We start from the raw sequence: 25,362 nt of genomic DNA, 5'->3' as shown, positions 1-25,362 counted from the left end.
ATAAAAAATGCCGTTACATTAACGGCATTTTTCTTATTTTAGATAGCAATCTTATTTATTTTTCTCTGGATTTCTTATTGTTTCTTTCTAACTTTTGTTCCCAATAAGTTGCGCCTTTAATTCCTAGTTTTACAGGGTCGAAAGTAAAACTTTTTACACCTTGTTTTTGCTGTTCTTCATAATCTTTTAGCGCTTTTAATGCAGGTTTTGACAAGAAGAAAATAATCAGAATACCAATGATATTTAACCAAGCCATTACCCCAACACCAACGTCACCCATGGCCCAAGCAAGGTTAGCCGTTTTAATCGTACCGTAAAATACCGCAGACATGATCACCACTTTAAGAACAAACATCATTCCATCAATTTTTAATGTTCGACGTATATAAGCAATGTTCGTTTCAGCAATATAGTAATAAGCTAAAATTGTTGTGAATGCGAAAAAGAATAATGCAAAAGCAATAAAGATTTTACCGATACCAGGGAGAGTGCTTTCAATCGCCATTTGAGTGAACATAGGGCCATTTGCACCAATGGTTTCAGAGATATTTTGAACTAAGAAAACACCCTCTCCACTACCATGTACATTGTAAGCACCAGTGATTAAAATCATAAATGCAGTAGCAGAACAAACTAACAAGGTATCAATGTAAATAGAGAATGACTGAACTAACCCTTGTTGTGCAGGATGCTCAACACTTGCCGCAGCAGCTGCGTGTGGACCGGTACCTTGACCCGCTTCGTTTGAATAAACACCTCGCTTAACACCCCAACCGATAGCAGCACCAAACCCTGCCATTGGCGTAAATGCATCACCAATGATCAGTGCAAAAATCGCTGGAACTTCATTAATGTTCAGCAGAATAATGACAAACGCTAAGATAATATAAGCCAGAGCCATGAACGGGACGACAATTTGCGTGAAGTTGGCAATACGTTTCACTCCACCAAAAATGATGAAGCCAAGAATTATCGAGATAACTGCACCGGTGAAGATCTTAGCAAAACTAAATACACCCAACCCAGTATCAATCATACTACCTGATCCAAAAGCCGTTTCGACTGCATTACCAATACTGTTTGATTGAACGCCAGGAAGTAAAACACCACAAGCAAAAATAGTCGCAATAGCAAAAATCCACGCATACCACTTTTGCCCCATTGCTTTCTCTATATAATAAGCAGGGCCACCACGAAACTGCCCTTCATCTTCTTCTTTATAGATTTGAGCAAGCGTAGACTCCGCATAAGCCGTTGCCGCCCCTAAAAAAGCAACAACCCACATCCAAAATACGGCACCAGGGCCACCAAAGCCAATCGCCGCCGCAACACCTGCGATATTACCTGTACCCACTCGTCCAGACAGAGATACTGCTAACGCTTGAAATGAACTGATCCCTTTACTGGATTCTTTGTTTGAAATTAATAAACGACACATTTCTTTAAAATGTCGAACTTGAACAAACCGAGTCTGAATTGAATAAAACAGACCAGCCCCCAAACATAAATAAATGAGAAATGGACTCCAAATAATCCCATTTAAAAAATCAACTACACCCTGCATAAAAATCCCTTTAATTGTAAGTGTTGGTATAAAATACAACCAACCATACACCAGAAATTAACAACAAGTTAACAATGAGAGCTTAAATAGAGCAAAAATGTGAAATGCAACACTAAATAACAGAATGAATTGATTTAACAAATGAAAGATTCACTTCATATTTCAATACTGTGTTTTTATGCTGTAGAGGAAGTTTAAAAGATGACTTTTATTTTAAAGCGCCATTATGTTTTCGTAATGGCACTTAATTTTAAAGGTATTAAACGATTTTGACTCCTGTTGACATCATACGTTCAGGAGTCAATAACACGCTTTCAGATTCATCGTCGGTTTCAGCACATAACAGCATACATTCTGAAGTTTCACCACGCATTTTTGCTTTTGCTAAATTACAAAGCACAACAACTTGCTTATTCATCAGCTCTTCTTCTGTATAGTATGGAACAAGGCTTGTTACTGTTTGTAAACTTCTCTCACCAACATCAATCTGAACGATATATAGTTTATCTGCGTTTTCATGACGTTTTACTTCTGTGATCTTTCCTACGCGAATATCTAATTTAGCAAAATCACCGTATGCTATTGTTTCCATTTTAATTTATCCTTACAATTAATTAATGATAACGTTTACAAAATCAATCCTATTGCATTAAGATTGAAAACGAAATAAAAGTTTACTAAAACTTTAACTCGATCAAATTAATAATAACTAAGGCTCCATTATGGCAACCATTAAAGACGTAGCAAAAGAAGCTGGTGTATCTGTTGCCACCGTTTCTCGTGTAGTAAATAAATCACCTAAAGCCAGTAAAGCAGCCATAAAATCTGTTAATGCTGCAATGACAAAACTCGGCTACCGACCTAATGCTAATGCTCGTGCTTTAGTCAGTAAAAGTACCAATACTATTGGGGTATTAGTTGCAGATGTTTCTGACCCATTTTTTGGATCTTTAATCAAAGCCGTTGATGGTGTAGCTAGAGCCAACAACAAGCATTTATTAATTGGTAATGGCTATCACAATGCTGAAGTTGAGAAAGAGGCCATAGAACTATTAATCCACAACCGTTGTGAATCTCTGATTATTCACTCTAAAGGATTAAGTGATGAGGAATTAATTCAATTTTCACAAGAAGTACCTGGATTAGTCATTATTAATCGTCATATCCCTCAAATAGCTAATAAATGTATTTATCTAGATAACCAACTTGGGTCAAGACTTGCCACAGAACACCTTATTGAAAGTGGTCACCAACATTTAGCCTACATTAACTCTAATCAACAAATTGATGATTGTATTGATCGAAAGCACGGTTTTATTCAAGCCTTAGAAAAGCATGAACTGACCATTAATAATTCTTTATTGAGTGAAGATGAACCCACTGACGAAGGGGGTGAAAAAGCGATGAATGAATTAATTAAAAATAAACAATCATTTACGGGTGTTGTTTGTTATAACGATTACATGGCAGCTGGAGCTATTGCTGCTCTTGAAAAAGCAGGTATTTCAGTACCAGAACAGGTTTCCATTATTGGTTTCGATAACGGTCTAATTGCCAAATATCTACACCCTAAATTAACAACCATTGACTACCCTATTAGTGAGATGGCCTCACAAGCTGCCATGTTATCGCTATTGCTAGCAAAAGATGAAAAACCAGAAACAGAGAAAAAAGTATATACACCAACACTCATTAAACGTAACTCAGTACATACTCTATAGAAACAATGAGCGTATATATAAATTATTACTTATGTATACGCTTCCAGTTTTTCTAGTATAAGCTCTTTTCTAAATGGTTTTGCTACATAATCATCCATGCCCGATTGGTAGCATTTGTCTATATCTTCAACGAAAACACTTGCGGTTAGCGCAATGATAGGTAAACGTTTCTGTTCTTGATTCTCTTCCCACTTTCTTATCGCTTCAGTCGCAGCAAATCCATCCATTATAGGCATCATACAATCCATAAGAACCAAACTATAAGACGACGTTTTTGCCATAACCATATCTAATGCTTCTTGCCCATTATTAGCGATTTCAACAGAAAATCCGGCTTTTTTAAGTAATAATGACGCTACTTTTTGATTAATGGCGTTATCTTCAACAACAAGAACGGTTTTTTCAACACTTGATGTATTTCCTATTTCATGTGGTTCTTTTATAACTTGGTCAATCTCTAATTTATCGCATTGTGTATTTTCTTGCTCTATTTCAGAGAAAGATCCACTCGCAATAAACGCTTGCTTCATTACCTTATAAAAACGTTTACCAAGTAATGGATAAGTAATGACACCTTCAATTGTACGTTCAAAATCCACCTTTTCATCTTGATGCTTTTTACAAATGATAATCGCTGGTCGATGCTTATACTCATTCATTAACCTCACATGATTTAATGCCTCTGAAGAGGATTTTTGACAATAAATAACCACATCACTTTGACTGATTAGATCATCCTGCGGAACAAATTTTTGGACGATTCTGCTATTAATTCCCAACTTTTTACATTCCATCTCAAGCTGAGTTGCATAAAGCATATGATTACCCACAATGACACATGAGGACTGAGCATATTCTTCTAATCCTTTATGTGTTGGCTCAATCACCTCAACATCTAATATGAAATGAAATTTACTTCCAAACCCTTTTTCTGAATCAACTTTCAACTCACCACCAAGCATTTCAACTAACTGGCGACATATTGCCAACCCTAGACCCGTTCCACCAAACTGACGAGTTATTGAGCTATCTTCTTGCGTAAACGGTTCAAAAATCTGTTCACATTTATCTTTGCTAATTCCAATGCCCGTATCTTTAATTGAAAAGAATAATAACCCTCTTCCATTCTCTTTCTGTTGATAATTAATGGATAAAATGACGGCTCCATCCTGAGTAAATTTAACGGCATTAGACATTAAGTTCATCAGTACTTGGCGCAATCGATGTTCATCAAGCATGACGAGTTCAGGTAAATCATTAGCAATGTCAACTTGTAACGCCAAGCCTTTTTCCGTCGCTTTGCTCAAAATGACAGTCAGAGTATCGTAGGCAACTTCTTCAACATTCGATTCTTGAGGGACAATAACTAAATTTCCAGATTCTATTTTTGATAAATCAAGAATGTCATTAATTAATAAAAGCAATGTTTGTGATGAAGTATCAATGGTTTCAACATATTCAGACTGAACCGGTGTTAAATCAGTTTCTGCTAAAATATCTGACATACCAATAATGCCATTTAATGGTGTTCGTATTTCATGAGACATATTGGCTAAAAACGAACTTTTGGCTTTTGCTAACGCTTCTGCTTTTGTTTTTTCAATTTCTAAATATTCTGTTTTCTGATTAAATGAATATATCAAATCACCAATTTCATCTTTATAGCTATAATTAATATCAATTTTTTCACTTGATTCTCTTTCATTTACTTGTCGTGAAATCAAGACGATTGGATTAATTAAGCTTCGGTTAATAAAGTAATAAGCCAAAATCACACAAGCCAACAAAATAGGTACAATACCTAATTCAATATTGACAACCTGAGCAAAAGTCTCATCAGCTACAGTAAGAACGGAATTAACAACTTTCAACTCCCAATTAAGTTCACTCATTAGACGTTCAACAACGTACATGTTTTTATTAACGGAAAACTTATACTCTGTAATGATTGTACGCCCATCATAAATAGATATACCTAACTGATGCTTCTCTGCTTGTGATTCAATAACACCTATTAATCCTTTCAATGAAATATCAATGGTTGCCACACCAACAAATTGATTATTTTCAAAATAAGGTTGTGATGCGGTAATCATTTTCTGTTTAGTAAAAGGATCTATGTAAACTTCTGACCATGAAATGTTCTGACTGCTGTTTTCATGAGACACTGACGTATACCATGATTCTTGTTGGTAAGGCGTGTTACTTGAAAGGTTGTAATCATTTATAAGACTAATTTTCCCTGCATCATCTCGTGAGAAGAAAATACTGGCTAGCTTCTTAGATGGCTCAAGCGTATTTGGCTCAGGCCAGATCCCACCACTAATTATAATGTCGTCACTTTCTTTAAAAACAGAATAAATCATATCTTCAAGAACATTTTTAGAGTAACCACTTACAGCAACACCGACAAGAGCATGCAGCGTTGAAAGAGATTGATTCAGTGGGTCCTCAATTTCTCTTGCTAAAAGCTGAGTGCGTAAATCGAGGTTATTCTCAAGGTTTTCACGAATAGGAGGTTCAACAACATAATAGGTAACACTACCAATAACCGCAATTAAGAAGCAAACATAGCAAGCTAAAGCAAGAATGCTCTTTTTCTTTAATGACATATTATTATTCATAAAAACCTAGCACTTTATTTGTAGATATAATTATTAACTATAATCTTCCTAGGTATTTTGTCGCATAAAAACACGATTAATTATGATCTAAGCCTCATTAATTTTTGTTAACAATAAAGCGAAATTGCATTAGTGATGCAAATGGTCTAGCTCATTTTATTTCATAGCTTTGAATAAAAATGCTGGTTAATGTTTCTATTTTTTGACTTAGCTCTTCCCCGTGAGGCTCTAGATCTAAATGCATTACTTGAGGCCAAAAAAATAACCCTTGAAACAAACTGACATACACATCTGTCATTAGTTTTGGATCTGCATCTTTAAGTCTTTTCGCTTCAATTGCACTTCTAAACCACTGGGTAATAGCTCGGATACTATAGATATTTTGGATAAGCGTTTTGGCCATTTCTGGTTGACGTAGAAACTCCATCACGATTGTTCGAGCTAAAGCTATCCCATAAGTATTATAAAGAACATCAATCTCTTTATAAGCAATCTCTGTTAACTGCTCTTCCGTACTCTTATTTGGGTCAAAATGATAAGAGATACTTTCGTTCACTGAGTCATTAATAATGGTCAATACTGATTCAAACAATACTTCTTTACTTTCAAAGTGTCGATAAAGCGTTCGTTTAGACACTTCTGCAGACGCGGTAATCCTATCCATATTCGCGGCTAAAAAGCCGAATTCAATAAACTCTTCTTTTGCTGCGTTAATGATATCTAAGTGTTTTTGCTGCGATCTTGTCAATTTCTTTTGCATGTCCCCTCCAAGCTATATGACCTAGTCTAACCATTCCAAAAACAAATGTATACTTTTGAGTTTACTTTATAGTTTTTACGTATAAAATAAACTCAAGAGTTTACTTTATAACTGTAAAACTCCTTCAATCAATTTATTGGATTAATCGCTCTTTCATGAGGACTGAGTAAATGCGTTCTACCACTTCTACATTAATGTTAATTAAAAAAACGGCCATCGCTGTAAGTCTTGCTGTTGGCTCCATAGTAATTTCTGGTTGTGACACTAATGAAGTAGCTAAAGAGATCTCACAACCAACAATTAGACCAGCACTGACTGAGATAGTATCTCCTAGTGCTAACGCACAACTGCGTTTTAATGGCGTAGTTCGTTCAGCACAACGCGCAGATTTAGCTTTTAGAATGAGCGGTCGTGTGATCAGTGTGTTGGTTGATGAAGGTCAACAAGTTAAAAAAGGACAACTATTAGCTCAACTTGATCCTCGTGATGCACAAACAGCACTAGAATCTGCTCGTGTTGAATACAAAAACAGTAAAGCTGAATACACTCGTGGCAAAGCCATTTATGAAAAAAGCCAAGCGATAGCAAAAAGTGATTTAGATACCTTAACCACTCGTCATCAACTAGCCAAAAATCGTTTAGATGAAGCACAACGCCAGCTTGAATATACGCAGTTGCATGCACCATTTGATGGTGTAATTGGCAAAAAAATGATTGATAATCACGTCCAAATTCAAGCGAATAGTCCAGTATTAACGGTTCATAATGTTGATGATTTAGAAGTACTCATCAATATTCCTGATAGCGTAATGTTAGGGGATTTAAAAGGCTCGAAAGCACTGGCTCAAATCAGTGCACTTCGTAATGAAACCTTCCCTCTTGTGCTTAGCACTTATGGAACGCAAGCGGATCCAATTACACAAACTTACCCTGTGGTTCTTACATTTGAAGATCTTCGTGGCTTCAATGTACTTCCAGGCATGACCGTTAAAGTCGTACCTGTTTATTCAGATAAACAAGATCAAGCGTCATTACTCATTACTGTACCATTAACAGCGGTTGTACCGGACAACCAAGGTGGTCAATTTGTATGGGTTGTAACTCAAGAGAATAAAGTTCAAAAACGCATTATTAGCGCAGGTACCTTAGTATCAAATCGAATTGTCATTAATGATGGTTTGCATACTGGTGAGCGTATTATTACTGCAGGAGCTTCTAGCTTAAAAGAAGGCATGGAAGTGAGACCATATACCGACACACTTTCTTCACAGGTTGAGAAATAACAAATGGATATCGCACGTTACACTATTGCTAAGCGTACCTCCGTGTGGGTGCTTATTGCGTTAATTTTATTTGGTGGCTATTTAAGTTACTTAAAACTCGGACGATTTGAAGATCCTGAATTTGTTATTCGCCAAGCGGTGATAAATACCCCTTATTCAGGTGCGACTGCACAAGAAGTCTCTGATGAAGTTACTGATATCATTGAAGGTGCCGTTCAATCTCTTCAAGAAGTGAAAGAGATAAAGTCGGTATCGAAACAAGGCATGTCTGAAGTGACTGTTGAGATCAAACTTGAATTTGCAGGTAGTCAAGCCGCATTACAACAAGTGTGGGACAAATTACGCCGTAAAGTGGGTGATGCACAACGTATGTTACCTCCGGGTGCTGGTGCCTCCATCGTTAACGATGATTTCTCAGACGTTTACGCCCTATTCTTCGCCGTTACTGGTGATGGGTTTAGTGATAAACAGCTGCAAGATTATGTTGATGATCTCAGACGAGAACTGGTATTGGTTCCAGGTGTAGCAAAAACAGCCACGTTAGGTGAACGCCAAGAGACCATTTTTATTGAAATGTCTGGCGAGCGTATGGCTAAGTTTGGTGTTTCAGCAGAAAAAGTGTACCAAGTATTGCAAAAGCAGAACATGGTAACGGTTGCAGGAAGTATTGAAACCGATTCAATGCGTATCCCTGTTATTCCAAGCTCAAATGTGAACTCGTTTAATGATCTCATTAATCTGCAAATCAATCTTGGAGATAACAATGCGGTACTTCGCTTAGGTGATATTGCAACGGTAACTCGTGGTTATCAAGAACCGCAAAGTATGATGGTTCGCTACAATGGTCAACGAGCGGTTGGATTTGGTATTTCGAATGTCGCAGGTGGCAACGTAGTTGATATGGGTGATGCCGTAAAAGCACGTATTGCTGAATTAGAAAACCAACGTCCTTTAGGCATTGAGCTCAATGTTATTTCAATGCAATCAGATTCGGTTCGAGCGTCGGTAACAAACTTTATCGATAACTTGATTGCTGCGGTTGTGATCGTATTTATTGTACTTCTTCTCTTTATGGGCGTTCGCTCAGGGATCATCATCGGCTTTGTATTGCTACTAACCGTTGCTGGAACCTTATGCATAATGTTGATTGAAGACATTGCGATGCAACGCATTTCATTAGGCGCCTTAATCATCGCATTAGGGATGCTAGTGGATAACGCCATTGTAGTGACTGATGGGATTTTGGTTCGCTTACAAACCACGCCAAACGATAGCCGAGATGACATCGTATCTGATGTGGTTAATGCCACCAAATGGCCTCTACTTGGTGGTACGGTTGTTGGTATCTGTGCATTCAGTGCAATTGGTTTATCTCCATCTGATATGGGGGAATATGCTGGTTCGCTATTTTGGGTAATCCTATACTCTATGTTACTAAGCTGGGTATTTGCCGTTACCATTACACCGATGCTGTGTTATGACTTTTTGAAAGTAAAACCAGTAGACACACAAGCACCTGTTGGTCGAGTAAGCCGTTGGTATCGTCAATTATTAACTTGGGTAATTAAACACAGAGTAATTAGCCTAAGCCTACTATTGATGGTGTTATTTACCTCTATTTACGGAGCGAAATATATTCCACCAGGTTTTATGCCCGAATCTCAACGTGCACAATTTGTTGTTGATGTGTATTTACCTCAAGGCTCAGATATAAAACGTACAGAGCAAACTATTGCAAGTATTGAGCAAGACATAAAACAAAAAGCAGGCATTACTAACATCACCAGCTTTGTTGGTGGCGGTGGTCTACGCTTTATGCTGACTTATTCTCCAGAGGCGCGTAATCCAAGTTACGGTCAATTATTAATTGATATTGATGATTACCAAAACATTGCGCCATTATTGGGAGAATTACAAAGTGAGCTTGATGAAAAATACACAGATGCATCAATCAAAGTATGGAAGTTCATGCTGGGTCGTGGGGCGGTAAAAAAATTGAAGCTGGCTTTAAAGGTCCAGACAGTGCCGTACTTCGTCAATTAGCGGAACAAGCAAAAACCATCATGCTAAATGATCCACAATTGATTGCAGTTCAAGATGATTGGCGTCAACAAGTACCTGTGCTACGTCCTCGTTATTCAGAAGAAAAAGCACAACAATTTGGCTTAACAACACAAGAAATTAACCAGGCCATTGCACAGACCTTATCTGGACGTAATATCGGTGTTTACCGTGAAGGTAATGATCTTATCCGATTGTGGCACGTTCACCAGAAACAGAGCGTAGTCACCAACGTGCAATTGAAAACACAGAAGTATACAGCCATGCTGTTGGTGGTTTTATCTCTGTTAGCCAATTAGTTGAATCCACTGATGTGGTTTGGGAAGATGCGATTTTGCGTCGTATTGATAGAATGCCGACGATTCTGGTGCAAGCGGACCCCGCTCCGGGCGTATTAACCGCTGATGCATTTAATCAAGTTCGTCAAAAAATCGAAGCGATCGAGCTGCCATCAGGATACGAGTTAATTTGGTATGGTGAATATAAAGCGTCTAAAGATGCGAATGAAGGATTAGTAATTTCAGCTCCTTATGGTTTTGCTGCAATGATCTTATCGGTTATTTTCATGTTTAATGCGCTACGTCAGCCACTCGTAATTTGGTTAACTGCTCCACTTGCTATCATTGGGGTTACGGTTGGATTGATCATATTCCAAACCCCATTTGAGTTTATGGCGATATTAGGTTTCTTAAGCTTAATTGGTATGATGGTGAAGAATGCCATTGTATTAGTAGACCAAGCCGATGCTGAAATTAGAGAAGGTAAGCTGCCATATAATGCCATTATCGACGCCTCTTTAAGTCGTGCTCGACCAGTATTACTTGGCGCATTAACCACTATCTTAGGGGTTGCACCATTACTGATTGACCCATTCTTCAAGAGTATGGCAGTAACCATTATGTTTGGTTTGTTATTTGCAACAATCCTGACGTTAATCGTGATTCCATTGTTCTATGCCATGTTCTTCAGAATCAAAGCGATTGAAGAGTAACATCGTCCATAAAAAGAACGAAATCAAAAGGAGCGAATGATCGCTCCTTTTTTCTATCTAATGACCTTAACTATCAAACAATAAATTGATAGCAAGTTTGATGTTGATACGTTTCATTTGGTTGCAAAATGGTACTTGGGTGATCCCATTCTGGGTGATTTAACGCATCAGGCAGGAATTGAGTCTCTAATGCAATACCAGAATAATCCTGATACTCCCTCCCACTCGATTTGGTGTGCTAGCTAACCAATTTCCGGTATACAGCTGCATTGCCGGCTTAGTGGTAAATACATGCATGGTTACCAAGCTGTCTGGAGAGGTTAAACTCGCAGCGCTCTCTCCCTTAGAACAAGATTTATCAAGAACAAAAGAGTGATCGTATCCCTTGGCTTTTTCTTGGTCTTTATCGAGCATGAAATCTTGCGAAATCACTTTAGGTGAAGTGAAATCAAAATTCGTGTTTTTAACTCGTTTCCATTGCCCTTTAGGAATACCAAACTCTGTCGTTGGTACAAACTCTTGCGAATTAATACTTAAGATATGATCTATCCCTAAGTGTCCACTGTCCGCTCCAAGTAAATTAAAATAAGCATGATTAGTTAAGTTAACCGGTGTTGTCTTATTCGTTTTCGCTTTGTAGCTAATGGCTACTTCATTATCATTGGTAAGTTGATATTTTACGGTCACATCGAGATCACCGGGAAAACCTTGATCCCCATCTGATGATACCAAACCAAATTCAACACTGTTTTCTGTTACTTCTACTACGTTCCAACGACGTTTATTAAACCCTTCAGGCCCACCATGTAAGGTGTTTCCTGCTTGATTAGTTTCAACTTGATGTTTAATACCATCAATTTTAAATTGGCCATTTGCGATACGATTTGCATAGCGGCCAACAGTGACCCCCATATAACTTTGTTGTTCTAAAAAATCAGCCATGGTTGACTGCCCTAACAACACTTCACGTAATTGACCTTTAACCGGCACTTTGCAACTTAACCACGTTGCGCCAATATCCATAAATACGGCACACATTCCATGTTGATTTTTCAGTTCGAATAACTGAGCAAGGCGACCATCGCTGGTCGCCTCCTTAGTCATGGTTTCGAACAATGTTGATTGTTCTATCATCTTTATTCCTTATAAAACCAGACCGGCACCATTGGTTGCTTGGCAAACATAAATGGATTCTTTTAAGCCTGTTTTCGCTTCATATAATTCTTCAACGGCCGCTTTCACTTCATCCACTAACATAGGTGGAACTAAGGCAACAATACATCCACCAAAACCACCACCTGTCATACGTACACCACCTTCTGCGCCAATCACGTTTTTAACGATATCAACCAAGGTGTCCACTTCACTAACCGTGATTTCAAAATCATCACGCATTGAGGCATGAGATTCAGCCATTAAAACCGCCATGCGTTTCATGTCCCCTGACGCTAACACTTTTGCCGCTTCTTCGGTACGATCATTTTCTGTAATCACGTGGCGCGCACGTTTTGCGACCATTTCATCCAATTCATGTGCTTTTGCGTTAAATTCTTCGATAGTCACATCACGCAGTGCTTTCACACCAAAGATACGAGCCGCTTCTTCACATTGCTCGCGACGAGTGTTGTATTCCGAATCCACTAATCCACGTTTTTTATTTGAGTTAATAATAACCACTGACATGTCTTCTGGCATGGATACCGCAGTAGTTTCTAATGAACGACAATCCAATAACATCGCGTGGTTTTCGTTGCCTTCTGCTGAGATCATTTGATCCATGATACCGCAGTTACAACCAACAAATTCGTTCTCAGCTTGCTGACCATTCAGTGCGATTTCTGCTTGGCTAATGTTTAGGTTATACAGTTCTTTAAACGTCTGACCAATAACGACTTCTAATGCGGCTGATGAACTAAGACCGGCACCTTGAGGTACGTTACCCGATACCGAAATATCCGCACCTTTAAACTCATAGCCACGACCAATTAAACATTTCACTACGCCTCGAATGTAATTCGACCACATTTTGTTTTCTTGGAAAGTGATCTCTTGGGTAATATCAAACTCATCCGTTTCATTACCATAATCAACCGACACCACGCGAACGATGTTGTCATCACGCTTTGCCGCTGCCACTACCGTTTGATAATTGATCGCACAAGGTAATACGAAACCGTCATTATAATCGGTGTGTTCACCAATTAAATTTACACGACCCGGCGCTTGGACAATGTGCGTTGGTGCGTAAGAAAGTACTGAGTTGAATGCGTCTTTTACGTTTTTAATTAGGTTTGTCATAGTCTTTTCTCAAAATTTTGTAGGGAATTCTATTTTTAGGTTTCAGGTCGGTCGCAAGCTTCCTTGCAGGTTTCAGGGTGACCTTCGTTAGATACCATAGTCACAAAAAATACCCCTGAACCCTTTAGCGAAGCGTCCTCGTCCCTAATCCTTATAATGCACATCACTCACATCACGCAGTTTTTGCGCGGCTTGCTCTGCAGTTAAGTCTCGTTGGCTTTCGGCTAACATTTCGTAGCCCACCATGAATTTACGAACCGATGCAGAACGAAGCAGTGGCGGATAAAACAATGCATGTAATTGCCAATGCTCAATGTCAGTGCCCTCTTCAAAGAAAGGCGCATAATGCCAACCCATTGAATATGGGAATGAACACTGGAATAAGTTGTCGTAACGGCTGGTTAGTTTTTTAATGGCTAACGCCAAATCATCACGTTGTTCGTCTGTCAGTTCACTCATACGACGAATGTGTGTTTTTGGTAATAACATGGTTTCAAATGGCCATGCAGCCCAATAAGGAACAACTGCAATCCAATGTTCCGTTTCTACGACTGTGCGCTCGCCATCTTTTCGTTCTGATTCAACATAATCAACTAACAAGTTTGAACCGTGTTCTTGGTAATACTCTTTAAGGTGTTTTTCTTTACGTTCAATCTCATTAGGTAAGAAGCTGTTTGCCCAGATTTGGCCGTGAGGATGCGGTTGAGAGCAGCCCATTGTCTCGCCTTTATTCTCAAATGCTTGAACCCAAAGGTATTCTTTTCCTAACTCTTCAATTTGATCATTCCATGTATCAATCACATTACGAATTTGACCTACAGGTAATTCAGGCAAGGTTTTACTGTGATCTGGCGAGAAACAAATCACTCGACTTAATCCACGAACCCCTTGTGTTTTAAATAGCGGATTAGATGATTGCGGCGCTTCTGGTGAATCTGTCATCAGTGCAGCAAAATCATTACTGAATACGTAAGTGCCTTTATAATCTGGGTTGGTGTCACCAGAGATACGAGCATTGGTTGGGCATAAGAAACAGCCTTTGTCGTATTGTGGTAGTTGCTCTGTCGATGGCTTTTCATCTTGACCACTCCATGGGCGTTTCGCACGATGTGGTGATACTAAAATCCATTGACCCGTTAATGGGTTATAACGACGATGCGGATGATCGACAGGATTAAACTCAACATTTGACATAATTTTTATACTCAATTCTTTAAAAGTGATTAGCTAATTCAAGGAAGAGCTATCTTATAAATCTCCTCCCTGAAGCCTGAAGCCTGAAACCTGAAACCTTAGCTCTTTTAATAACCTTCAGGATTATTCGACTGCCAGCGCCATGTGTCTGCGCTCATTTCCATTACATTGCGAGTCGCTTTCCATCCCAATTCTTTTTCTGCTTTTTCTGTACTGGCCCAACATTCAGCAATATCACCTGCACGACGTGGGCACAATGTATAAGGAACTGGCTTACCTGATGCTTGAGAAAATGCCTCAACCATTTCTAATACACTTGAGCCTTTACCAGTACCTAAGTTGTAAATATGCAGGCCTGATTTTTCACCCACCGCTTTTAATGCGGCGATGTGCCCATCGGCTAAATCCATTACATGAATGTAATCACGAACCCCTGTTCCATCTGGTGTCGGATAATCATTACCAAATACAGACAATGATTCACGACGACCGACAGCAACTTGAGCAATAAATGGCATTAGATTATTTGGAATACCTTGAGGATCTTCACCCATAGTGCCTGATGGGTGTGCACCTACTGGGTTGAAATAGCGAAGTAAGGTGATGCTCCAATCGTTCTCTGCATTAAACAAATCAGAGAAACACTCTTCAACCATGTATTTACTGCGGCCATATGGGTTGGTTGTTGCACCTGTTGGTGAACTTTCAGTAATAGGAACAATGGCAGGATCACCATAGACGGTTGCAGATGAGCTAAATACGATGCTCTTTACATTCGCTTTCCGCATTGAGCGAGCTAAAACCAATGAGCCGTTAACGTTGTTGTCGTAATACTCTAGAGGTTTAGCAACAGACTCACCGACGGCTTTCAATCCTGCAAAGTGAATAACCGATGAAATAGAATGCTCTGCAAAAATACTATCTAGAAAGGCTTCATCACGAATATCTCCCTGATAAAAGACAGGACGAACGTGAGTTAACGCTTCAATGCGATCAAGCACTGCAACTTTACTGTTCCCTAAATTATCCAAAATGATTGGTTCAATACCTGCTTCAATCATTTGAATACACGTATGGCTACCGATATAACCCATTCCACCAGTTACTAATACTTTCATGGTTAAACCTTCCTGCTAAATTTTAGTAAAGTTTATCAGCGAATTTAAAATAATATCGTGATCAGTTTCAAAAAATGTAAACGTTTACACTAAAGTAAAAAAAAGCACATAAATACAACTAATGAAACCAGCAAACCATAATATAAGTTAATAAAAACAGCAACTTAAAAAATCACAAAGAAAATAACACCATTTGTAACATTTTGTGACAGCTATCACCACCACGATAATTGTAAACGTTTACAATCCAACCTCAAATCAAAACAATAAGTGGTAGGTTAATACAATGTCTCATGTAGAAAATGGATTAGGTATTGTCGATATCATCGTTTTTGCTCTCTATGTAGCAATCATTATCGGCGTTGGCCTCTGGGTATCCAGAGATAAAAAAGGCTCTCAAAAAAGTACAGAAGATTATTTCCTCGCAGGGAAATCGCTACCTTGGTGGGCGGTTGGTTCATCCTTAATCGCCGCTAATATTTCAGCGGAACAATTTATTGGAATGTCAGGATCTGGCTTTTCTATCGGTTTAGCGATTGCTTCCTATGAATGGATGGCAGCACTAACCTTAATCATTGTTGGTAAGTATTTCTTGCCTATTTTTATCGATAAAGGCATCTACACGATTCCAGAATTTGTAGAAAAACGCTTTAACAAAAACTTAAAAACCATTTTGGCGGTATTTTGGATTTGCTTGTATGTCTTTGTAAACCTAACCTCAGTTCTATACTTAGGCGGCCTTGCACTGCAAACGATTCTTGGTATTCCACTCATGTACTCAATTATTGGCTTAGCATTATTTGCATTGGCCTACTCTATTTACGGTGGGTTATCAGCGGTTGTTTGGACTGACGTGATTCAAGTATTCTTCTTGATCCTTGGTGGCCTATTAACCACTTACATGGCTGTTGATTTCATCGGCGGTACTGACGGTTGTTTAGTGGTTTATCAAAAATGGCGACGGCTGCACCAGGCCACTTTGAAATGATTTTAGATCAAAGTAATCCTCAATATATGAACTTACCGGGTATCGCAGTTCTTATTGGTGGTCTATGGGTTGCAAACCTATACTACTGGGCTTTAACCAATACATCATTCAAAGAACATTAGCGGCTAAATCTATTGCTGAAGCTCAAAAAGGGATTATTTTCGCTGCTTTCTTAAAATTACTCGTACCATTCCTAGTCGTCGTTCCGGGGATCGCTGCTTACGTAATTACCACTTCTCCAGAGCTGATGTCACAACTTGGAAGTATTGCAACGTCCAACGTTCCTACGCTTGCTCATGCAGATAAAGCTTATCCATGGCTAACACAATTCTTACCTGTTGGATTTAAAGGCATTGTATTTGCCGCATTAGCCGCAGCAATTGTGTCATCATTAGCTTCGATGCTGAACTCAACGGCTACCATATTCACAATGGATATCTACAAAGAATTTGTTGGTAAAAAAGCAGGCGATCACAAGCTTGTAAACGTGGGTCGTATTTCAGCTATCGTGGCTTTAGTTGTCGCTTGTTTAATCGCTCCAATGCTAAGTAACCTTGGTCAAGCATTCCAATATATTCAAGAATACACAGGTTTAGTAAGCCCAGGTATCTTGGCGGTCTTCTTACTAGGTCTATTTTGGAAGAAAACCAACAGTAAAGGTGCAGTTATTGGTGTAATTGTATCAATCCCATTTGCACTGTTCTTAAAATTTATGCCATTAAACATGCCGTTTATGGATCAAATGCTATACACACTTCTGTTTACTATGGCAGTGATTGCATTCACGAGTCTAAGTTACTCAGATCATGATGATGATCCTAAAGCTATCGCATTAGACTCTTCCATGTTTGCGACAGAACGTAATTTTAATATTGCAGCTTACGTTGTTGTGATTATTCTTGCAGTGCTGTACTCAGTATTCTGGTAATCTTCTCTAGCCTCATCCAATGATGGGGCTATTCATATTAATTATCAGTTGGTTGCAATTAATATGAATAGCCTGCAATGTTTACTGGGCGTAACGTCATAATCAATCAAAATAGACCGTAATAAGAAGGTATGAACAATATGAATAATGAACTCCTCCCGAATATTGTTTCCTTCTTACAAACAATACCTCCTTTTGATTTACTGCCACAAACAACACTCAATGATATTGCTCAAACTGTCGATATCTTATTGCTTGGTCCTGAAGAAACCATTTCTCATGAAGATAACGCTACCCATCTCTATATTATTCGTACAGGTGTAGTACAACAGAATAATCTTGATGGAACATTGCGTGCCAAACTAGGCTCTGAAGATATCTTTGGCTTTAACCTACAGCAAAATGACTCAGAATTTGGCTATTCCATTTTTGCCATAGAAAATACGCTTCTATATCGCTTTGACTACACATCACTAATGGCGTCAGTGGAGGCTTATCCTCAAGTCGCTTCATCTCTTGCTTTAAGTTTAAAAACGCGTTTGCGAGCGCAGGATAGTAAACAAGACAACCAACAGCATGCGCATCAAAACTACCTTCGTCCTAACAGTGATATTGCGGATTCAACCATAGCGATTGCCTCCCCTACCGATACGATTCAAGCTGTAGCTCATCAAATGCGTAATGTGGTTGGCGTTTCATGTGCTTTTATTGTCGATGAAAATAAACATCTAATTGGAATGATCACCGATAAGGACATGACGAAACGTGTAGTTGCTCAAGCAAAAAATGTTAATGACCCTATCTCAACTATCATGACCAAAGAAATTCATACCGTGTATGAAGATGATTTAGTGATGTCGGCTGTTCAATTGATGATGAAACATAATATTCAAAATATTCCTGTACTTAATCATCAAAAGCAAGTTACAGGCTTCATCACCCCACAACATTTAATTCAAAATGACAGTGTTCAATCTATTTTCTTGCTAGATAAAATTCGTCACGCTGACTCCATCTCGACGTTAATTGATTTATCCAAACAACGAAGTGCTGTGTTTCAGGGGATGATGGAAAGCAATTCATCACCAAGTATTATTGGGCAAGTACTGAGTATGATTTATGATGCATTTACGTACCGGTTAATCGAACTTGCCATTGAACAATTCGGTCAGCCACCTTGTAAATTTACATGGATAGTCGCAGGCTCTCATGCTCGAAATGAAGTTCATTTAGCATCAGATCAAGATAATGCCATTATCCTTGCTAACGATGCGACAGAATCAGACAGAATCTATTTTAATCATTTCTCGATGTACGTATGTAAAGCACTCTCAGAATTAGATTACACCTTATGTAAAGGTCGCTTTATGGCAGCTACACCGAAATGGTGCCAAAAAGCTGAGATCTGGCAAGAATATTACCGTAAATGGAGTAATAACCCTGAATACGAGTTATTGCTTAATCTGAATGTATTTTTAGAAATTCGTCCAATTTATGGGGATGAAGCACTCTTTGACTCTGTTGATTCCTGCCGCCATGAACTGGTAAGCAATAATATGCAGTTAACCGTTGCCCTTGTACGTAATACATTAAGAACTCGCCCACCACTGGGCATCTTTAAGCATTTGGTATTAGAAAAAGATGGTAACAATAATAAGGTGTTGAATATCAAAAAAGCCGCAATTTCTTGTATGGTTGATTTCATCCGTATTTATTCACTACTACAAGAAGGTACTGCATTAAATACCACAGAGCGCATGGAATTTTTACACCAAGTCGGTGTTCTTAACGATTCAACATATCAAGATCTCAATGAAACTTATCATTATGCAAATCGCTTGCGTTTCCAACACCAATTAAAAGCGATTCAAAATGACACACCCATTGATAGTCAACTACAGCCTGATTTATTTGGTAGTTTTGAACGTCAGCATTTAAAAGATGCGTTTCGTATCGTTTCAAACTTTCAAGAATTAATGAAAATGAAATTTGGTGTCTAGTACATGCCTGATAAATCATTAAAGAACAAAAATATCATCACTCATATGATGGATCTATTCTCTAATCGCCATCCATTGCACCGTTTAGAGGAGCAGAGACAAGCATTAATTGAACAAAATTTAACGCTACCTAATTATTTAGCCCATTTTCTTAAATCACCTTATCCAGGCCCAAAAGAAAACAGCAGTGATATGGCATTCACCGTTGTGGATTTTGAAACCTCAGGGTTAAATCCGAAACCGATCATATCGTGAGCATTGGTTGGGTTCATATTATTGATGGCGTAATCAAACTCAGCAGTGCCCAGCACCATATCATCAATGAACCAACCTCAATAAGTGCAGAGAATAAACGTGAAGAAAGAGAGCATACTGCACGCTCATTGCATCACATTTTACCTGAGCAACAAAAAATGGGGATTTCACTCGAAGAGGCAATGGAATGTTTCTTTTCAAATTTACCCAGCAATATTCTTGTTGTTCATGGTGCAACCATTGAGCAGCGGTTTTTAGAGCAATTTTTCCTTTCTCTACAATTGCCCAATTTGCCTATAATTTGGCTAGATACGCTTAGAATTGAACAAAATACAATTCAACAAAACCGTTATCAAAGAGATTTCCGTTTATTTTCCCTTAGACGTCAATACAAGCTACCGGACTACCCCGCTCATCACGCTTTAGTCGATGCTATTTCAACTGCTGAGCTTTTTTTAGCTCAAAAAAAACGTCTATTTAATCAAGCTATTGCCCCTATTGGCTTCCTATATCAAAAATCTCAATAGCAACCACAGTAAAACTTTAGTAAAAGCCATTTTTAAGTATCAAAATCATCATTTATTAAGTAACATGGAGCAATATTATAAAATTAAAGGCTGGAGGATGAATGGCAACGTTAAAGGAAATAGCCAACGAAGCTGAAGTTTCATTGGCAACGGTTTCTCGTGTCTTGAATGAAGACCCGACGCTAAGCGTAAAAGAAGAAACAAAGCGACGTATTTTTGAAATAGCAGAAAAGCTTGAATATAAAACAAGCTCGACTCGCAAGTTAGCCAGTGCATTACCCAAAATAGCAAAAGAGCAATTACACTTTCTTGCTCTATACAATTACAAGCAAGAGACCGAAGTAAACGACCCATATTACCTTGCTATTCGCCATGGTATTGAAACCCAATGTGATAAGTTTGATATTACATTAACCAATAGTTATGAAAGCAGCTTAGACATCAAGAACTCAAAAGTTGATGGTATTTTACTGGTTGGTCGTCAAACTAAAGAACAATTAAAAGCGATTCAAAAAATCAGCAAAAACATTGTTTATATTGATTATACCGATCATGAACAAAACTTTGATTCTGTCGATATCGATCTTGCTCGTATCAGTAAAGAAGTAATTAACTACTTCATGAATCAAGGTTACCAACGTATTGGTTTTATTGGTGGTCAAGATGATGAAAACTGTTCAGACATTCGTGAAGAAGTATTCGCTGAATATGGTCAACTAAAAGGCGTGGTATCCGAATCGGATCTCTATCGTGGTGATTTCTCTAGTTCATCGGGTTACAAGCTTGCAAAAGAGATGCTAGAAACAGATTACCCAAATGCGTGGTTTATTGCCTCAGATTCGATTGCTATTGGCGTTTTACGTGCTATCCATGAAAAAGGATTACGTATCCCTGAAGACATTGCTTTAATCAGTGTTAATGATATTCCAACAGCTAAATTTACTTTCCCTTCTTTATCAACGGTTCGAATCCACTCTGAACTAATGGGAAGCCAAGGCATTAACTTATTACTTGAACGTCGTCGTGATGAACGTGCGATCCCAGTACGTGTTTATATTCCAAGTAAATTACGCTTACGTGATACGACTAAAAAGTAAAATATTCCAATAAGTTTACTACCTACATTAAGCAACGTTTATGGCGTTGCTTTTTTTATATTAATAACTCCCCCTTTACTCCTCCTATCCTTTTCGAACACATATTCATCACTTTGTTCTTATATCATCCAAAAGCAGCCATTTAAGTTAATGAATTGTATCAATACACTTGATTAACGTTACCACGCTCACAAAGCTCAGTTCATTATGTGACCAAGTTAAAAGTAAAAGAATTTACCGATTTGTTTTACTAAAACTTTAGTTAATATCTTTTACCAGAGAGTTATTTACTACGATTTATATTTACCTATTTATAAGAACTATCGGCACTGACCGGGAGGCTACACGTGAACAATTGGGAAAACTTCTTCCGCTTAAATGAGAACCGCATGGCTCCACGCGCTTACTTCTTCTCATATGACTCAGTTCAAGCTGCTCGTACATTCCAACGTGAATTAAGCAGTCATTACCAATTATTAAGTGGTCAATGGACATTCAATTTCTTTACTAATCCTTTACTTGTTCCTGAAGAATTTTATTCTCAACACATGAGTGATTGGGGCAATATTACGGTTCCTAACATGTGGCAAATGGAAGGTCATGGCGATCTTCAATACACAGATGAAGGTTTTCCTTTCCCGATTGATGTTCCTTTTGTACCAAGCGATAACCCAACAGGTGCTTACCAACGCACGTTCACTTTAGGTGAAACATGGAACAACAAACAAACCATCATCAAATTTGATGGTGTAGAGACTTACTTTGAAGTCTACGTAAATGGTAATTATGTTGGTTTTAGTAAAGGCAGTCGTTTAACCGCTGAATTTGATATCTCTGAATTTGCACAACAAGGTGAAAACCTGCTATCTGTTCGTGTTATGCAATGGGCTGACTCCACTTACATTGAAGACCAAGACATGTGGTGGACTGGCGGTATCTTCCGTGATGTTTACTTAGTAGGTAAAGAGCAAGTACACGTTCAAGACATTACTATCCGCACTGATTTTGATGAAAACTACCAAAGTGCAACATTATCTTGTAAAGCAGATTTAGAAAACCTAACAAATAACTCAGTATCTAATTATTCACTAGGTTACGCACTGTTTGATGGTCAAACTGTCGTTTCTGAAGGCACAGTCAATTCGCTTTCTTTTGATGCGAACCATTGCGTTGATATCAATATCGATATGGAAAGCCCTACGCATTGGACAGCAGAAAACCCTTACCTATACCAACTAATCCTAACTCTAAAAGATGAAAACGGTAAAACACTAGAAATCATTCCAAATCGAGTTGGTTTCCGTGATATTAAAGTACGCGACGGTCTGTTCTACATCAATAACAAATACGTCATGCTTCATGGTGTGAACCGCCACGATAACGACCATTTAAAAGGTCGCGCTGTAGGTATGGACCGTGTTGAGAAAGACATTGTTTTAATGAAACAACACAACATCAACTCGGTACGTACTGCACACTACCCTAACGACCCACGTTTTTATGAACTGTGTGATGTGTACGGTCTGTTTGTTATGGGTGAAACCGATGTAGAAACGCACGGCTTTGCTAACGTTGGTGATTTAAGCCGCATTACCAATGATCCTGCATGGGAGCATGTATTTGTAGAGCGTATTGAGCGTCACATTCACGCCCAAAAGAACCACGCATCTATCATCATGTGGTCACTGGGTAACGAATCAGGCTATGGTTGTAACATCAAATCTATGTACGATGCAGCAAAAGCAATTGATGACACTCGTCTAGTTCATTATGAAGAAGATCGTGATGCTGAAGTCGTTGATATCATCAGTACTATGTATTCTCGTGCTCAACTAATGAATGCTTTTGGTGAACATCCACACAATAAACCACGTATTATTTGTGAATACGCACACGCAATGGGTAATGGCCCTGGCGGATTAACTGAATACCAAAACGTATTCTACAAGCATGATTCTATTCAAGGTCATTACGTATGGGAATGGTGTGATCACGGTATTCTTGCTAAAGATGAAAACGGCACAGAGTTCTTAAAATACGGCGGTGATTACGGCGATTATCCAAACAACTACAACTTCTGTATGGATGGCTTAGTTTATTCAGACCAAACTCCGGGTCCTGGCTTAAAAGAATATAAGCAAGTTATCGCGCCAGTTAAAATCCGTGCAAAAGACGCAGCAAACGGTGTTTTCACTGTCGATAACAAGCTATGGTTCTCAAACCTTGATGACTACACCATTACCGCTGAGATCCGTGCTGAAGGCGAAACGCTACAAAGCACAACATTCAAAGTGGAAGGCTTAACTGAAAACTCAAGCCGAGATATTGAAATAACACTACCTGAACTGGATGGACGCGAAACATTCGTTAATTTCACAGTACGTAAAGATTCTCGCACTCTATACAGCGAAGCGAATCACGATATTGCGGTTTACCAAGTTCAATTAAAAGAGAACACAGAGCAACTGCCTGTCTTCACAAACAGCAATGCAATCGCACTTGATATCACAGCGTCTCGTTTGGATTATGTAGTAAAAGGGCTGAACTTCGCACTTACTTTCTCGAAAGTGAACGGTAAACTAACCTCGTGGGTTGTGAATGGTGATGAGTTAATTGCAAGCGCACCTAAACTGAACTTCTTTAAACCAATGGTTGATAACCATAAGCAGGAACATGAAGGTCTGTGGGAGCCTGCGCATCTTCAAATCATGCAAGAGCATTTCCGCTCTATTGAACTTGATGCCTCAAACGGTAAAGCGACTTTCACAGTAACCAGCATTATTGCCCCACCTGTGTTTGATTTTGGCATGCGTTGTACTTACGTTTACGAAATTAACAAAGAAGGTCAGCTAAACATTCAACTCTCTGGTGAGCGTTACGGTGATTACCCTCATGTTATCCCTGTAATTGGTTTGGATCTTGGTATCAACAATGACTTTGACCAAGTTCAATACTATGGTCGTGGCCCAGAAGAAAACTATCAAGACAGCCAACAAGCAAACATGATTGATGTATACCAAACCACCGTTGCTGATATGTTTGAGAACTACCCGTTCCCACAAAATAATGGCAACCGTCAACAAGTTCGTTGGGCATCGCTTGCTAACCGTCATGGTAGTGGTCTGTTTGTTAAACCTGAGCAAGAAATCAACTTCAGTGCTTGGTTCTACACTAACCAAAACATTCATGAAGCGCAGCACACCATTGAGCTTGAGAAGAGTGGTTATATCACTTTAAACCTTGACCATAAGTTAATGGGGTTAGGTTCAAATTCATGGGGTTCAGAAGTATTAGATTCATACCGTGTTTACATGGATAAATTCCAATACGCACTGACTTTGGTTCCATTTCAACAAGGTGGCTGTTCACCAAAAGCATTGGCGAATCACACATTCATCTCAAACACAGCATTCACTTCAAAAACAACAATTGAAGGCGGAGAAAAGTAATGATCATTTTAGACAACTTAGAACAATTTAAAGTGGTATATCGCGACGGCCGTAAATGGAATCGTTGTGTAGAAGCAATTGAAAACATTGGCAATCTACGTGATGGAATAATGTATTCCATTGGCGATTCTCTGGTTTACATGATTGAAGATGGCATTGCTAAAAATACAGAAACCTTTGTTGGTAACCGCCGATACTTTGATATCCATTACTACCTAGAAGGTCGTGAAACCGTTGAAGTGGCGAGTAAATCTGAACTAGAAAGTGTGCAAGCGTATTCAGATGAAACCGACCGTGAGCATCTAAACGGTAATGGTCAAAAACACCAGCTTTGTGAAGGTCAAGTAGCCGTATTTGATAACACCAAAGCCTATAAATTCCATGGTGATAATCGTGTTCGTAAAGTGGTATTAAAAGTCACAATCGAAGATGGCTATTTCCTGAATAAGTAAACTAAGCAACACCGTAATAAAACAATAATAAAACGGTATCTGAAACTACATT

General features: G+C 38.6%; 16 protein-coding genes and 3 pseudogenes. 11 read left to right on the top strand and 8 right to left on the bottom strand.

Translation table 11 applies throughout. The features are described from left to right. Nucleotides 1-82 precede the first annotated feature (82 nt). Together AAFX60_015915 and AAFX60_015910 are read right to left on the bottom strand one after the other, a co-directional pair. Nucleotides 83-1,564 (bottom strand): annotated as a pseudogene (locus AAFX60_015915) (alanine/glycine:cation symporter family protein). 259 nt (nucleotides 1,565-1,823) lie between these two features. Further along, entirely contained in the window at nucleotides 1,824-2,156 is a 333-nt protein-coding gene (locus tag AAFX60_015910) for a tRNA-binding protein (GenBank protein XDF79886.1), read from the bottom strand. A 130-nt stretch (nucleotides 2,157-2,286) separates the two neighbouring features. On the opposite strand from AAFX60_015910, the gene AAFX60_015905 reads away from it, so the two are divergent. Next, nucleotides 2,287-3,285 carry a substrate-binding domain-containing protein gene (locus AAFX60_015905; protein XDF79885.1) on the top strand — a complete coding sequence of 333 codons (999 nt, stop codon included), beginning with the start codon at nucleotides 2,287-2,289 and terminating at the stop codon, nucleotides 3,283-3,285. Nucleotides 3,286-3,314: 29 nt separating this feature from the next. Here the strand turns inward: AAFX60_015905 and AAFX60_015900 are convergent, their stop codons facing one another. After that, nucleotides 3,315-5,909, bottom strand: coding sequence for an ATP-binding protein (locus AAFX60_015900; protein ID XDF79884.1), 2,595 nt, complete (start codon nucleotides 5,907-5,909; stop codon nucleotides 3,315-3,317). A gap of 151 nt (nucleotides 5,910-6,060) precedes the next feature. Then, nucleotides 6,061-6,669 (bottom strand): TetR/AcrR family transcriptional regulator, encoded by a 609-nt coding sequence (locus tag AAFX60_015895; protein ID XDF79883.1) that lies wholly within the window; start codon nucleotides 6,667-6,669, stop codon nucleotides 6,061-6,063. Nucleotides 6,670-6,839: 170 nt separating this feature from the next. On the opposite strand from AAFX60_015895, the gene AAFX60_015890 reads away from it, so the two are divergent. Together AAFX60_015890 and AAFX60_015885 are read left to right on the top strand one after the other, a co-directional pair. Next, nucleotides 6,840-7,952, top strand: coding sequence for an efflux RND transporter periplasmic adaptor subunit (locus AAFX60_015890; protein ID XDF79882.1), 1,113 nt, complete (start codon nucleotides 6,840-6,842; stop codon nucleotides 7,950-7,952). A 3-nt stretch (nucleotides 7,953-7,955) separates the two neighbouring features. Next, nucleotides 7,956-11,004 (top strand): annotated as a pseudogene (locus tag AAFX60_015885) (efflux RND transporter permease subunit). 73 nt (nucleotides 11,005-11,077) lie between these two features. On the opposite strand, the pseudogene galM reads toward AAFX60_015885, so the two are convergent. From galM to galE, 4 genes and pseudogenes are all read right to left on the bottom strand, one after another. Then, nucleotides 11,078-12,138: pseudogene (gene galM, locus AAFX60_015880) on the bottom strand (galactose-1-epimerase). A 9-nt stretch (nucleotides 12,139-12,147) separates the two neighbouring features. After that, nucleotides 12,148-13,302, bottom strand: a complete 1,155-nt coding sequence (galK, locus tag AAFX60_015875) for a galactokinase (GenBank protein XDF79881.1) — start codon at nucleotides 13,300-13,302, stop codon at nucleotides 12,148-12,150. Between the two features lie 144 nt (nucleotides 13,303-13,446). Then, nucleotides 13,447-14,496, bottom strand: a complete 1,050-nt coding sequence (locus AAFX60_015870; protein ID XDF79880.1) for a UDP-glucose--hexose-1-phosphate uridylyltransferase — start codon at nucleotides 14,494-14,496, stop codon at nucleotides 13,447-13,449. Nucleotides 14,497-14,603: 107 nt separating this feature from the next. Then, on the bottom strand, nucleotides 14,604-15,614 hold the full coding sequence (gene galE / locus AAFX60_015865) for a UDP-glucose 4-epimerase GalE (protein XDF79879.1): 1,011 nt from the start codon (nucleotides 15,612-15,614) through the stop codon (nucleotides 14,604-14,606). Between the two features lie 286 nt (nucleotides 15,615-15,900). Between galE and AAFX60_015860 the strand changes: the two genes are divergently transcribed. From AAFX60_015860 to AAFX60_015825, 8 genes are all read left to right on the top strand, one after another. Then, nucleotides 15,901-16,602, top strand: coding sequence for a sodium/solute symporter (locus AAFX60_015860; protein XDF79878.1), 702 nt, complete (start codon nucleotides 15,901-15,903; stop codon nucleotides 16,600-16,602). 64 nt (nucleotides 16,603-16,666) lie between these two features. Further along, nucleotides 16,667-17,530, top strand: a complete 864-nt coding sequence (locus AAFX60_015855) for a sodium/solute symporter (protein ID XDF79877.1) — start codon at nucleotides 16,667-16,669, stop codon at nucleotides 17,528-17,530. Nucleotides 17,531-17,670: 140 nt separating this feature from the next. Next, nucleotides 17,671-19,530 carry a DUF294 nucleotidyltransferase-like domain-containing protein gene (locus tag AAFX60_015850; protein XDF79876.1) on the top strand — a complete coding sequence of 620 codons (1,860 nt, stop codon included), beginning with the start codon at nucleotides 17,671-17,673 and terminating at the stop codon, nucleotides 19,528-19,530. A gap of 3 nt (nucleotides 19,531-19,533) precedes the next feature. Continuing rightward, entirely contained in the window at nucleotides 19,534-19,785 is a 252-nt protein-coding gene (locus AAFX60_015845) for a hypothetical protein (GenBank protein ID XDF79875.1), read from the top strand. Further along, a complete protein-coding gene (locus AAFX60_015840) occupies nucleotides 19,782-20,312 on the top strand; it encodes a 3'-5' exonuclease (protein ID XDF79874.1) in 531 nt (176 codons plus the stop codon). The genes AAFX60_015845 and AAFX60_015840 overlap by 4 nt, the downstream gene beginning before the upstream one ends. A gap of 101 nt (nucleotides 20,313-20,413) precedes the next feature. Continuing rightward, entirely contained in the window at nucleotides 20,414-21,409 is a 996-nt protein-coding gene (gene ebgR, locus AAFX60_015835; GenBank protein ID XDF79873.1) for a transcriptional regulator EbgR, read from the top strand. Nucleotides 21,410-21,756: 347 nt separating this feature from the next. Then, a complete protein-coding gene (gene ebgA / locus AAFX60_015830; GenBank protein ID XDF79872.1) occupies nucleotides 21,757-24,858 on the top strand; it encodes a beta-galactosidase subunit alpha in 3,102 nt (1,033 codons plus the stop codon). Beyond that, entirely contained in the window at nucleotides 24,858-25,310 is a 453-nt protein-coding gene (locus tag AAFX60_015825) for a beta-galactosidase subunit beta (protein ID XDF79871.1), read from the top strand. Before ebgA ends, AAFX60_015825 begins: the two co-directional genes overlap by 1 nt. Nucleotides 25,311-25,362: the final 52 nt, after the last annotated feature.

This window comes from Aliivibrio fischeri (assembly GCA_038993745.2).
Classification (GTDB): Bacteria; Pseudomonadota; Gammaproteobacteria; order Enterobacterales; family Vibrionaceae; genus Aliivibrio; species Aliivibrio fischeri_B.
This window is presented reverse-complemented; position numbering and strand designations above follow the sequence as displayed.